This is a genomic window from Streptomyces sp. NPDC096048 (genome assembly GCF_044763415.1).
Classification (GTDB): domain Bacteria; phylum Actinomycetota; class Actinomycetes; order Streptomycetales; family Streptomycetaceae; genus Streptomyces.
In genome coordinates this window covers 65,921-78,233 of the sequence record NZ_JBIWGG010000012.1, presented here as the reverse complement: position 1 = coordinate 78,233, position 12,313 = coordinate 65,921, and the positions used below count along the sequence as shown (strand labels likewise).

Genomic DNA, 12,313 nt, shown 5'->3' with positions numbered 1-12,313 from the left:
AGGGCGGCGCGAGGGTCAGGGACGGCGCCGTAACCGGGGGCGGCGCGAGGGCCAGGAACGGGACGTGGGCCAGGGACGGCGCGTGGGCCAGGGGCGGCGCCGTCGCCAAGGGCGGTGATCCGGCCGCGGACGACGCCGTGACCAGGGACGACCTGGCCGGCGGCGGGGACGGGGCCGGCGGCGACGAGGCGTCGGGTGGCGCAGCGGCGGACGACGAGCTGCTCGGCCGGGTCTTTCTCACCCGGGTCATCGAGCCCGGTGACGAGACCGGTGGGCGGTGGGTGCGGGAGCGCGGCGTCGCGGACGTGGTGCGGCGGCTGCGTGCGGGCGGGTGTGCCCTGCCGGGGGTGAGCGAGAAACGGTGGGCCGGGCTGTGCGCCAGGGCGAGCCGGGCCGCGCCGCACCGGGACCTCGCCGTCGCCAGGGCGGCGGGAGTGCGGTTCGTGGCCCCCGGTGCGGCCGAGTGGCCGCGGCAGCTCGACGACCTCGGGGACGCGAGGCCCCTTGGGCTGTGGGTGCGCGGCAGGCCCAGTCTGCGCATGTGGGCGCTGAGATCGGTGGCCGTCGTCGGCGCCCGCGCCTGCACCGAGTACGGAGCACACATGGCCGCCACCCTCGCCGCCGGGCTGGCCGAACGCGGTTGGGTCGTGGTGTCCGGCGGCGCCTACGGGGTCGACGGCGCCGCCCACCGTGGTGCCCTCGGCGCGGGCGGCGCCACCGCCGCCGTCCTCGCCTGCGGCGTCGACCGCCCCTACCCGCCAGGGCACACGGGGCTGATCACCAGGATCGCGGAACAGGGACTGGTCGTCGGGGAGCTGCCACCGGGTGATCATCCGACGCCCAGCAGGTTCATCCTGCGCAACCGTGTGATCGCCGCGCTCACCCGGGGCACCGTGGTCGTCGAGGCCGCCTACCGCAGCGGCTCGCTGGTCACGGCCCGGGCGGCCCAGCGGCTCGGCCGGCACACGATGGGCGTGCCGGGACCGGCCACCAGCGCGCTGTCGGCGGGGGTGCACGAGCTGCTGCGCGGCGACGCGGTGCTCGTCAGCGACGCCGCCGAGGTCGTGGAACTGGTCGGCGACATGGGCGAGCTGCCCCCGGACCGGCGCGGGCCGGTACTCCCCACCGACCTGCTGGAACCCCGCACCCGCCAGGTGCTGGCCGGGCTCCCCGCACGCGGAGCGGCGGGGGCGGCCGAGGTGGCGCGGCGCGCACAGACCACGCGGGACGACGCGATCGCGAGGCTGTACGAGCTTCGAGCGCTTGGTTACGTCGAACGACACGGCGACGGCTGGAAGTTGACACGCCAGGCGATGATCTCGGTCCGCGGTGGCCGGAGCCCGTGTTGACCCAGCGTGTTCGGCCGTCCGGGGGAACCCCGACGCCCTTGGGGTTTCTGGCAGTTGGGGTATTCGAGTGATCACGCAGAGCGATCATCGTCCCCCCTGTAGAGCGTTCAGCGGAACGTATCTGCGTACGACCCCGACCCGCTCTTCGCACACCGCGACAGTTCAGTCACGCTACGCTCACGAGGACCCCCACGCAGACAGCAGACCGGCGGCCTCACCCAGGCACACCAACATCACGGCAGAACGGCACAAGGCGACGAATGCCCCAGCACACCTCCGGGTCCGACCGGGCGGCGATCCCCCCAGCCGCCCGCGACGGTGGCAGCGTGCGACCGCCCGCCCCCTCGACGCTCGACGAGCTGTGGCGGTCGTACAAGGCGACGGGGGACGAACGGCTGCGGGAACAGCTGATCCTGCACTACTCGCCCCTCGTGAAATACGTGGCGGGCCGGGTGAGCGTGGGACTGCCGCCCAACGTCGAGCAGGCCGACTTCGTCTCCTCGGGGGTGTTCGGACTGATCGACGCGATCGAGAAGTTCGACGTCGACCGGGAGATCAAGTTCGAGACCTACGCGATCACCCGGATCCGGGGCGCGATGATCGACGAGCTGCGGGCGCTGGACTGGATCCCGCGCTCGGTCCGGCAGAAGGCGCGGAACGTGGAGCGCGCTTACGCGACGCTGGAGGCACGGCTGCGCCGCACCCCGTCCGAGAGCGAGGTGGCCGTCGAGATGGGAATCGCGGTGGAGGACCTGCACGCGGTCTTCAGCCAGTTGTCGCTGGCCAACGTGGTGGCCCTGGAGGAGCTGCTGCACGCCGGAGGCGAGGGCGGGGGCCGGCTGAGTCTCATGGACACGCTGGAGGACACCGCCGCCGACAATCCGGTGGAGGTCGCCGAGGACCGGGAACTGCGGCGGTTCCTGGCGCGGGCGATCAACACGCTGCCGGAGCGGGAGAAGACCGTCGTCACCCTGTACTACTACGAGGGACTCACGCTCGCCGAGATCGGGAACGTGCTGGGTGTGACGGAGAGCAGGGTCAGCCAGATCCACACCAAGTCGGTGTTGCAACTGCGCGCCAAGCTGGCCGGCTTTGGCCGCTGATCCGGCCTCATCGCGTGCGATCGACTCCCTCGGTGACCCTGTCGGCCGTCGTGCGGTCGGGTGAGTGACTCCCGTACCGGGTGGCGCGTCCGTAAAGTGGTGACGTGCCAAGGATTCGAGCGGCCTCCGTGGCCGAGCACCGGTCGATGCAGCGTGCCTCCCTGCTGGACGCGGCACGCTCCCTGCTGTCCGATGGCGGAACGGAGGCGCTGACCTTCCCCGCCCTCGCCGAACGGACGGGCCTGGCCCGGTCGTCCGTCTACGAGTACTTCCGGTCGCGGGCGGCGGTCGTCGAGGAGCTGTGCGCCGTCGACTTCCCGGTCTGGGCCGCGGAGGTCGAGGCGGCGATGGAACGCGAGGCCGCCCCCGAGGCCAAGGTCGAGGCGTACGTGCGCAAGCAGCTCGACCTCGTCGGGGACCGGCGGCACCGCGCCGTCGTGGCCATCTCCGCGAGTGAGCTCGACGCCGGCGCGCGGGAGAAGATCCGGGCGGCGCACGGCGGGCTGATCGCGATGATCGTCGAGGCGCTGGGGGAGATGGGGCACGAACAGCCACGGCTGGCGGCGATGCTGCTCCAGGGGGTCGTGGACGCGGCCGTGCGGCGGATCGAGCTGGGGGCGGCGGAGGAGCCGGCGGCGATCACGGAGGCGGCGGTTTCCATGGCGTTGCGGGGCGTGCGGGGCTGATCGCCGGGGGCGGTCGAGACCTCGGCGGCTCAACGTCGGCGTGCCTTGGGCGCGGTATTTCGGCTCGGTCCCGCAGCCACGCGTCGGGTGCGCGGCCCGCGCTACGGCGCGCCGCCCGCGCCCGCCCTTGCCGCGCTCGCGGCGCGGCCGCCCGCGGCCTTGGGAAGCGGTACTCCCAGGACCGGCAGCAGCCTCGACGGGCCCCCGTCGAGCAGCCACGGCGGGAGCAGGGACAGCGGGTCGAGGTAGACATCGCCCCGCAGCAGGCCCCAGTGCAGGCAGGCCGCGCAGTGGGAGCCCGTCGGACGCACCGTGCCGAGCACCTCGCCCGCCGCGACCTCGTCGCCCTTCCGCACCGAGACCTCGACCGGCTCGTACGTCGTCCGCAGAGGCGGATCGCCCGTCCCCGTGAGTTCCAGCGAGACGACGCCCCTGCCCGCCACCTGCCCCGCGAACGACACCCTGCCCGCCGCCACCGCCCGTACCGGCGTCCCGGCCACCGCGGCGAGGTCCACACCGCGGTGGCCGGGGCCGTACGGCGTCGCGGGAGGCTCCCAGCCCCGTAGGACCGCGGGCCGGGTGCCGACCGGCCAGAGGCGGGCCACGGCCGGCACCGCCGGGTCGGGGATCCGCCCGGCATCCTTGACCGCCACCGCCGCCCTCGCCGCCACCGGGGTCGCTACCGCCACCGCCGCCCTCGTCGCCACCGGGACCGGTACTGCCACCGCCACCGCCGCCGTCGCCGGTCGCGGTGCCCCCCTGGCCAGGAGGGTCAGCAGCAGCACCACCCACGTACCCGCCCCCACACATCGTCTCGCTCGCATGCCGCGAGCGTCCCGCACCGGGGCCGATCGCCGTCCGGCCCTGTGGACCGCTCCACGCTTGTGGACAGCCGCGTCACCCGGTACCCCGCGGGTCCCGTACACTTCTGATGGCGATCCGGGTCACCGGGTCGACTTCGCACGCCCCGACACGACGCCGCCCAAGGCTCGTGTCAGCGCCCCTCGGTCCCTAGTGGCACGGCGCATCGCGGGCGTCAGGCGCGGGAGCCGTCCGGCTTCCGCGGCACAACCGAGAAACTCGAGGAGATACGGCCATGGCCGTCGTCACGATGCGGGAGCTGCTGGAAAGCGGCGTCCACTTCGGTCACCAGACCCGTCGTTGGAACCCGAAGATGAAGCGCTTCATCTTCACGGAGCGCAACGGCATCTACATCATCGACCTGCTCCAGTCGCTGTCGTACATCGACCGCGCCTACGAGTTCGTCAAGGAGACCGTCGCCCACGGCGGCACGGTCATGTTCGTCGGCACGAAGAAGCAGGCGCAGGAGGCCATCGCCGAGCAGGCCACCCGCGTCGGCATGCCCTACGTCAACCAGCGCTGGCTGGGCGGCATGCTCACCAACTTCTCGACCGTCTACAAGCGCCTGCAGCGCCTGAAGGAGCTCGAGCAGATCGACTTCGAGGACGTGGCCGCCTCCGGCCTCACCAAGAAGGAGCTGCTGGTCCTCTCCCGCGAGAAGGCCAAGCTGGAGAAGACCCTCGGCGGTATCCGCGAGATGTCCAAGGTGCCCAGCGCCGTCTGGATCGTGGACACCAAGAAGGAGCACATCGCGGTCGGCGAGGCCCGGAAGCTCAACATCCCGGTCGTCGCCATCCTCGACACCAACTGCGACCCCGACGAGGTCGACTACAAGATCCCGGGCAACGACGACGCGATCCGCTCCGTCACCCTGCTCACCCGCGTGATCGCCGACGCCGTCGCCGAGGGCCTCATCGCCCGCTCCGGCGCCGCTGCCGGCGACAAGGGTGACAAGGCCGCCGGCGAGCCGCTCGCCGCGTGGGAGCGCGACCTGCTCGAGGGCGAGAAGGCCGAGAAGAAGGCCGACGCCGAGACCGCCGAGAAGCCCGCCGAGGCTCCGGCTGCCGAGGACGCCCCCGCCGCCGAGGCCCCCGCCGAAGAGGCCGCGGCCACCGAGGCCCCGGCCGAAGAGGCGCCCGCCACCGAGGCTCCGGCCGCCGAGGGCGAGCAGGCCTGACCGTCCCGTCGGCGTCGACGGCGGGAGCGGTGACATGAGATCCGCTCCCGCCGTTCACCCGTAGGTCGGTGGACGGTCACGGACCTGCAGCTCCATGTAGGTCCGTGATCCCGCAGATCTTCGATCTTCCAGACTTCCAGAAAGATTCACAGACTCATGGCGAACTACACCGCCGCCGACGTCAAGAAGCTTCGTGAGCTCACCGGCGCCGGCATGATGGACTGCAAGAAGGCGCTGGACGAGGCCGAGGGCAGCGTCGAGAAGGCCGTCGAGGCGCTCCGCATCAAGGGTCAGAAGGGCGTCGCCAAGCGCGAGGGCCGCTCTGCCGAGAACGGCGCCGTCGTCTCGATCATCGCCGACGACAACACCTCGGGTGTCCTCGTCGAGCTGAAGTGCGAGACGGACTTCGTCGCCAAGGGTGACAAGTTCCAGAACGTCGCCAAGGCCATCGCCGAGCACGTCGCCAAGGCTTCCCCGGCCGACCTCGAGGCGCTGCTCGCCTCCGAGATCGAGCCCGGCAAGACCGTCCAGGCGTTCGTGGACGAGGCCAACGCCAACCTCGGCGAGAAGATCGTCCTGGACCGCTTCGCGCAGTTCTCCGGCGGCTTCGTGACCGCGTACATGCACCGCACGATGCCCGACCTGCCCCCGCAGATCGGTGTCCTCGTCGAGCTGGACAAGCCGAACGCCGAGATCGCCAAGGGCGTCGCCCAGCACATCGCCGCCTTCGCGCCGAAGTACCTCTCCAAGGAGGACGTCCCGGCCGAGGTCGTCGAGTCCGAGCGCCGCGTCGCCGAGGAGACCACCCGCGCCGAGGGCAAGCCCGAGGCCGCCCTGCCGAAGATCGTCGAGGGTCGCCTCAACGGCTTCTTCAAGGACGCCACGCTGCTCGGCCAGCCCTACGCGCTGGACAACAAGAAGTCCGTCCAGAAGGTGCTGGACGAGGCCGGTGTCACCCTGAAGCGCTTCTCGCGCATCAAGGTCGGCATCTGAGTCCGTACCGCGACGGACGCGCGACCCCGGTAGGGTCGACAGCAGTCGTCGGCGCCGTTCGCGTAGGCCATGGCCCACGCGCGCGTGGCGGCGGACGACAGCAGATCTGACGAGGAGGCCATTGCCGCGTATGGGATGCGAAACACGCCCCCACCGGCAGTGGCCTTCTTCGTGTGTGTGACCCACGTAAAAGAGGCGAGATCTCCATGACCACCAAGGCCGAGAAGAGCGACGACGGCAAAGTACGCGGCCGCTTCATGCTGAAGCTGTCCGGAGAGGCCTTCTCCGGCGGTGGGGGCCTGGGCGTCGACCCCGACGTGGTGCACGCCATCGCCCGTGAGATCGCGGCCGTCGTCCGGGACGGCGCGCAGATCGCGATCGTCATCGGCGGCGGCAACTTCTTCCGTGGCGCCGAGCTGCAGGTGCGCGGCATGGACCGCGCCCGCTCCGACTACATGGGCATGCTCGGCACCGTGATGAACTGCCTGGCCCTCCAGGACTTCCTGGAGAAGGAGGGCGTCGACTGCCGCGTGCAGACCGCCATCACCATGGGCCAGGTCGCCGAGCCGTACATCCCGCTCCGTGCCGTGCGCCACCTGGAGAAGGGCCGCGTGGTCATCTTCGGCGCCGGTATGGGCATGCCCTACTTCTCCACCGACACCACCGCCGCCCAGCGCGCCCTAGAGATCGACGCCGAGGCCCTGCTCATGGGCAAGAACGGCGTGGACGGGGTCTACGACTCCGACCCGAAGACCAACCCGGACGCCGTGAAGTTCGACGCGCTCGGCTACGGCGAGGTCATCACCCGTGACCTGAAGGTCGCCGACGCGACGGCCGTCACGCTCTGCCGCGACAACAGCCTCCCGATCGTGGTCTTCGAGCTTCTGAAGGAGGGCAATATCGCCCGCGCCGTCAAGGGTGAGAAGATCGGCACGCTTGTGGGTGACCAAGGCAGCCGGGACTGACCGGAGAAGCACCCCCTGTCCGCGGACGCCACCTGTCCGGGGGACGGACGGGACGGGGCCGGGCCGGGGGATGGACAATGTCCCGCCGGTCGGGAACCGTGCAGGAAGAACGCGACGCAGCCGGCCGCCGCCCCGACAGGGAACCGCAGCCGGGCCTACTCAAGACACGCAGGAGCAAGTGGTGATCGAAGAGACCCTCCTCGAGGCCGAGGAGAAGATGGAGAAGGCCGTCGTGGTCGCCAAGGAGGACTTCGCCGCGATCCGCACCGGCCGTGCGCACCCGGCGATGTTCAACAAGATCGTGGCTGACTACTACGGCGCGCTGACGCCGATCAACCAGCTGGCCTCGTTCTCCGTGCCCGAGCCGCGCATGGCCGTGGTGACCCCCTTCGACAAGAGCGCCCTGCGCAACATCGAACAGGCGATCCGCGACTCCGACCTGGGCGTCAACCCGAGCAACGACGGCAACATCATCCGGGTGGTGTTCCCCGAGCTCACCGAGGAGCGCCGCCGCGACTACATCAAGGTCGCCAAGAGCAAGGGCGAGGACTCCAAGGTCTCCATCCGCTCCGTGCGCCGCAAGGCCAAGGACGCCATCGACAAGATGGTCAAGGACGGCGAGGTCGGCGAGGACGAGGGCCGCCGTGCGGAGAAGGAGCTCGACGACACCACCGCCAAGTACGTCGCCCAGGTGGACGAGCTCCTGAAGCACAAGGAAGCGGAGCTGCTCGAGGTCTGATGAACGACTCTTCCTGGGGAGCGCCGCCACAAGCCGGGTACTGGGGGGCGTCCGACCAGGGGCCTGTCCAGGGGGCTGCCCCGGCGGGTCCCGCGTACGATGCGCACTACGCGCAGCAGACTCGCCCCATGCCCATCGTGCCCGACGTACCCGAACACGGCGGAGACCAGGATGACGGCCAGGGGGCCGCTCGGCTGAGCGGCCCCCTGTTCCGAGACGAGCCGTTCCGCGATGACACGTATCGCGGCGAGAATCCGTCGGCGCAGCCGTATGCGGCGGTGCCGCAGAATCCGGAGCCCATGCCCGACGTCCCCCAGCCGGCGCAGCCGCAGCCGCAGAAGAAGACCGCGGGGCGCGATCTGGGTGCCGCGATAGGGGTCGGCGTCGGGCTCGGCGCGGTGATCGTCGCGTCGCTGTTCGTCGTCAAGGCCGTCTTCGTCGGTGTGGTCGCCGTCGCCGTCGTGGTGGGCCTGTGGGAGCTGACCAAGCGGCTGGAGGAGCGCAAGGGCATCAAGGCGCCCCTCGTGCCGCTCGCGATCGGCGGCGCGGCGATGGTGGTCGCCGGGTACGTGCGGGGCGCCGAGGGTGCGTGGGTCGCCATGGCGCTCACGGCGCTGGCGGTTCTCGTATGGCGGATGACCGAGCCGCCGGAGGGCTACCTCAAGGACGTCACGGCGGGACTGTTCGCCGCCTTCTACGTGCCGTTCCTGGCCACGTTCGTCGCGATGATGCTCATGGCGGACGACGGTGCGTGGCGTGTCCTGGTCTTCCTGCTGCTGACGGTCGTCAGCGACACCGGCGCCTACGCCGTCGGCTGGCGCTTCGGCAAGACCAAGCTCGCCCCGCGCATCAGCCCCGGCAAGACCCGTGAGGGCCTGCTCGGAGCGGTGGCGTTCGCGATGGTGGCCGGCGCGCTGTGCATGCAGTTCATGATCGACGACGGCGCCTGGTGGCAGGGCCTGGTGCTCGGTCTCGCGGTCGCCGTCAGTGCCACGCTGGGGGACCTCGGCGAGTCCATGATCAAGCGGGACCTCGGCATCAAGGACATGGGCACGCTGCTTCCGGGCCACGGCGGCATCATGGACCGCCTGGACTCGCTGCTGCCGACGGCGCCGGTGGTGTGGCTGCTGTTGGTGATCTTCGTCGGGTCCGGCTGACGGCCCGGTCGTCTTCTTGGTGGGTGAGGGCCCGCCGTCCCCTGGGCGGCGGGCCCAGCCGTGTCCAGGGCCCAGCGGGAGCCATGGCCGGGGCCCGGCTGAACCTCCTTGACGGCATCAGGTCGTGACCGGTCACCCGGCAGCGGTCAGGCGACGCCGTAGCTCCTCCTCCGAGACGTCCTCGATGTGGGTCAGAAACACCCACATGTGGCCCGAAGGATCCTTGAGGATGACGGTGCGGTCACCGTGGAACATGTCCTTCGGCGGCTGGAGGATCTCCGCGCCGGCGGCCTCCGCTCGCTCGGCCAGGCTGTCGACGTCCGCCACGAAGACATGCAACGTGACGGACGTGCCTCCGCCGAGCGAGGCCGGCGCGGCGAAGGATGCGGCCTCCGCCTCGTCCACGCTGGAGTCGCCCAGCATCAGGACCGACCGCCCGATGGTGATCTCGGCGTGCATGACCCCACCGCCCGGAGCATCGATCCTGAAGTTCTCACGGGCGCCGAACGCCCGCCGGTAGAAGTCGATCGCCGCGGCGGCGTCGTCGACCATGATGTGCGGGATCACGGCATAGCGGTAGCGGTCGGGGATCTCGAAGTCGGCTGTGCGCTCGCTCATGGCGAACCTCCTCGAAAAGGCACCGCTGATCGGTTTCCGCGGCTTGGACCGGAGCCTAAAAGCTCAAGTTTGGTTCAGGTCAAGCGTCGATGTGGTGGTGCGAAATCCGCCGACCACCACCAACGGCCTCCCCGCACCCCGACGGCCCGGGCCACCCGAGTCGATCTGCGACACTGGTCGAGTCATGCCTAAGCCCGGAGAACTCACATTCGTCGCCCCCCGCGCAGCCAAGAAGCCGCCGCGGCACCTCGCCGACCTCACGCCCGCCGAGCGCAAGGAGGCCGTCGCCGCGATCGGCGAGAAGCCGTTCCGTGCGAAGCAGCTCTCGCAGCACTACTTCGCGCGGTACGCGCACGATCCCGAGCAGTGGACCGACATTCCCGCCGGGTCCCGCCAGGGGCTCCGGGAGGCGCTGCTGCCCGAGCTGATGTCGGTCGTGCGGCATCTGTCGACCGACCAGGGCACCACCCGTAAGACGCTGTGGAAGCTGTTCGACGGGACGCTCGTCGAGTCCGTCCTCATGCGCTACCCGGACCGGGTGACCATGTGCATCAGCTCCCAGGCGGGCTGCGGCATGAACTGCCCGTTCTGTGCCACGGGACAGGCGGGCCTGGACCGGAACCTGTCCACCGCCGAGATCGTGCACCAGATCGTGGACGGAATGCGCGCCCTGCGGGACGGCGAGGTCCCCGGGGGCCCGGCCCGGCTGAGCAACATCGTGTTCATGGGCATGGGCGAGCCCCTCGCCAACTACAACCGCGTCGTCGGTTCCATCCGACGTCTCACCGATCCCGAGCCCGACGGACTGGGCCTCTCCCAGCGCGGCATCACGGTCTCCACGGTCGGCCTCGTCCCGGCGATCCACCGCTTCGCCGACGAGGGCTTCAAATGCCGCCTCGCCATCTCGCTGCACGCCCCCGACGACGAGCTGCGCGACACCCTCGTCCCCGTCAACACGCGCTGGAAGGTGCGCGAGGTGCTGGACGCCGGGTTCGAGTACGCGGAGCGGTCGGGCCGGCGGCTGTCGATCGAGTACGCGCTGATCCGGGACATCAACGACCAGGCATGGCGCGGCGACCGGCTCGGGCGGCTGCTCAAGGGCCGGCCCGTGCACGTCAACCTCATCCCGCTCAACCCCACGCCCGGCTCGAAGTGGACCGCGTCGCGGCCCGAGGACGAGAAGGCGTTCGTGGCGGCGATCGCGGCGCATGGTGTGCCGGTGACGATCCGGGACACCCGTGGGCAGGAGATCGACGGGGCGTGTGGTCAGCTCGCCGCGAGCGAGCGGTAACCTGACCGACGTCAGCACATCGTCGTACGACAGTCGCATACGTCATACGTGATATGTCATACGGAACTACATCTTCATATTCCGACAGGGGAGCGCCACAGCGCTGAGAGTGCGGCACCGGCCGCAGACCCTCCGAACCTGGCCCAGGTCATTCTGGGTAGGGAGATCGGTCACCACTCGAGCTGTTGCGCCCTGCCCGGGACCCTCGCCAGGGGTTCCGGGCGGGGCCGCGTCTTCTCCTGGTCACCCAGGAGGAATTCAGTGAGCATCACCAAGAAGGCCGGCGTCGTGGCCGTAGCGCTCGGCATGGTCGGCGGCCTGGCCGCCTGCGGATCGTCGTCCGACGGCGACGGTCAGGGCTCCGGCGGGTCCAAGACCGTGACCCTCGTCAGCCACGACTCGTGGGCCGCGTCGAAGGACGTCATCGCCGCGTTCGAGAAGAAGTCCGGCTACAAGGTCCGGGTGCTGGAGGACGGCGACGCCGGGCAGGCCGTCAACAAGGCCATCCTCACCAAGGACAACCCCCAGGGCGACGTCCTCTTCGGCGTCGACAACACGCTGCTGTCCCGCGCGCTCGACAACGGGCTGTTCCAGCCGTACGAGGCGAAGGGCTCCGACCTGGTCCTCCCCGAGTACCGGGCCGACCAGGACCAGCACCGGGTCACGCCCGTCACCACCGGCGACGTCTGCGTCAACTACGACAAGGCGTACTTCAGCAAGCGCGAGCTGACCCCGCCGGACTCCTTCGACGACCTGGTCAAGCCCGAGTACAAGGACCTGCTCGTCACCGAGAACGCGGGCAGCTCCTCGCCCGGCCTCGGCTTCCTGCTCGGCACCGCCGCCCACTACGGCGACCGGGGCTGGGAGGACTACTGGAAGAAGCTGAAGGCGAACGGCGTCAAGGTCGTCGGCAGCTGGGAGCAGGCGTACAACGAGGAGTTCTCCGGCTCGGCCGGCGGCAAGGAGGCCAAGGGCGACCGCCCGCTCGTCGTCTCCTACGCCTCGTCCCCGCCCGCCGAGGTCATCTACGCCGACCCGCAGCCGACCACCGCGCCGACGGGCGTCGCCACCGGCACCTGCTTCCGTCAGGTCGAGTACGCGGGTCTGCTGAGCAACGCGGGGAACCCCGAGGGCGGCAAGGCACTCCTCGACTTCCTCATCGGCAGGGAGTTCCAGGAGGACCTGCCGCTGAACATGTTCGTCTACCCGGTGCGGGAGGGCGCGCGGATTCCCGAGGCGTTCCGGAAGTTCGGGCCGCAGGCCGAGGACCCGGAGACCATGGACCCGGCGAAGATCGCCGACCATCGCGACCAGTGGGTCAAGTCGTGGACCTCACTCGTACTGAAGTAGGCAGGGCCCGGACCCGGCGTGGGA

At 70.5% G+C, this 12,313-nt stretch carries 12 protein-coding genes and 1 riboswitch; of the genes, 10 read left to right on the top strand and 2 right to left on the bottom strand.

Features of this window, described 5'->3' with window-relative positions; translation table 11 throughout:
- Nucleotides 1-137 precede the first annotated feature (137 nt).
- From dprA to ACIQ6R_RS30280, 3 genes are all read left to right on the top strand, one after another.
- Nucleotides 138-1,349, top strand: a complete 1,212-nt coding sequence (gene dprA / locus ACIQ6R_RS30290) for a DNA-processing protein DprA (RefSeq protein WP_404224785.1) — start codon at nt 138-140, stop codon at nt 1,347-1,349.
- Nucleotides 1,350-1,609: 260 nt separating this feature from the next.
- Nucleotides 1,610-2,452, top strand: a complete 843-nt coding sequence (whiG, locus tag ACIQ6R_RS30285; protein WP_386515438.1) for an RNA polymerase sigma factor WhiG — start codon at nt 1,610-1,612, stop codon at nt 2,450-2,452.
- 128 nt (nt 2,453-2,580) lie between these two features.
- Complete coding sequence (locus ACIQ6R_RS30280; protein WP_375915285.1) at nt 2,581-3,138, top strand: TetR/AcrR family transcriptional regulator; 558 nt, start codon at nt 2,581-2,583, stop codon at nt 3,136-3,138.
- Nucleotides 3,139-3,239: 101 nt separating this feature from the next.
- On the opposite strand, the gene ACIQ6R_RS30275 is transcribed toward ACIQ6R_RS30280, so the two are convergent.
- Nucleotides 3,240-3,962 (bottom strand): murein hydrolase activator EnvC family protein, encoded by a 723-nt coding sequence (locus ACIQ6R_RS30275; protein WP_404224783.1) that lies wholly within the window; start codon nt 3,960-3,962, stop codon nt 3,240-3,242.
- A 272-nt stretch (nt 3,963-4,234) separates the two neighbouring features.
- On the opposite strand from ACIQ6R_RS30275, the gene rpsB reads away from it, so the two are divergent.
- From rpsB to ACIQ6R_RS30250, 5 genes are all read left to right on the top strand, one after another.
- A complete protein-coding gene (rpsB, locus tag ACIQ6R_RS30270; RefSeq protein ID WP_404183090.1) occupies nt 4,235-5,176 on the top strand; it encodes a 30S ribosomal protein S2 in 942 nt (313 codons plus the stop codon).
- Between the two features lie 156 nt (nt 5,177-5,332).
- Nucleotides 5,333-6,169 (top strand): translation elongation factor Ts, encoded by an 837-nt coding sequence (tsf, locus tag ACIQ6R_RS30265; protein ID WP_404183087.1) that lies wholly within the window; start codon nt 5,333-5,335, stop codon nt 6,167-6,169.
- A gap of 206 nt (nt 6,170-6,375) precedes the next feature.
- Nucleotides 6,376-7,134: a UMP kinase gene (pyrH, locus tag ACIQ6R_RS30260; RefSeq protein WP_007444937.1), complete on the top strand. Its 759-nt coding sequence runs from the start codon at nt 6,376-6,378 to the stop codon at nt 7,132-7,134.
- A gap of 181 nt (nt 7,135-7,315) precedes the next feature.
- Nucleotides 7,316-7,873: a ribosome recycling factor gene (gene frr, locus ACIQ6R_RS30255; RefSeq protein ID WP_375920761.1), complete on the top strand. Its 558-nt coding sequence runs from the start codon at nt 7,316-7,318 to the stop codon at nt 7,871-7,873.
- The gene (locus ACIQ6R_RS30250) at nt 7,873-9,030 is read left to right on the top strand and encodes a phosphatidate cytidylyltransferase (protein ID WP_404224781.1); all 1,158 of its coding nucleotides are present in this window, start codon (nt 7,873-7,875) and stop codon (nt 9,028-9,030) included. The genes frr and ACIQ6R_RS30250 overlap by 1 nt, the downstream gene beginning before the upstream one ends.
- Nucleotides 9,031-9,162: 132 nt before the next feature.
- On the opposite strand, the gene ACIQ6R_RS30245 is transcribed toward ACIQ6R_RS30250, so the two are convergent.
- The gene (locus ACIQ6R_RS30245) at nt 9,163-9,648 is read right to left on the bottom strand and encodes a VOC family protein (RefSeq protein ID WP_404224780.1); all 486 of its coding nucleotides are present in this window, start codon (nt 9,646-9,648) and stop codon (nt 9,163-9,165) included.
- 184 nt (nt 9,649-9,832) lie between these two features.
- Between ACIQ6R_RS30245 and rlmN the strand changes: the two genes are divergently transcribed.
- Entirely contained in the window at nt 9,833-10,939 is a 1,107-nt protein-coding gene (gene rlmN / locus ACIQ6R_RS30240; protein WP_404183078.1) for a 23S rRNA (adenine(2503)-C(2))-methyltransferase RlmN, read from the top strand.
- 76 nt (nt 10,940-11,015) lie between these two features.
- Nucleotides 11,016-11,121, top strand: a riboswitch (TPP riboswitch).
- A 79-nt stretch (nt 11,122-11,200) separates the two neighbouring features.
- Nucleotides 11,201-12,289 (top strand): thiamine ABC transporter substrate binding subunit, encoded by a 1,089-nt coding sequence (locus ACIQ6R_RS30235; RefSeq protein ID WP_404224778.1) that lies wholly within the window; start codon nt 11,201-11,203, stop codon nt 12,287-12,289.
- Nucleotides 12,290-12,313 lie beyond the last annotated feature (24 nt).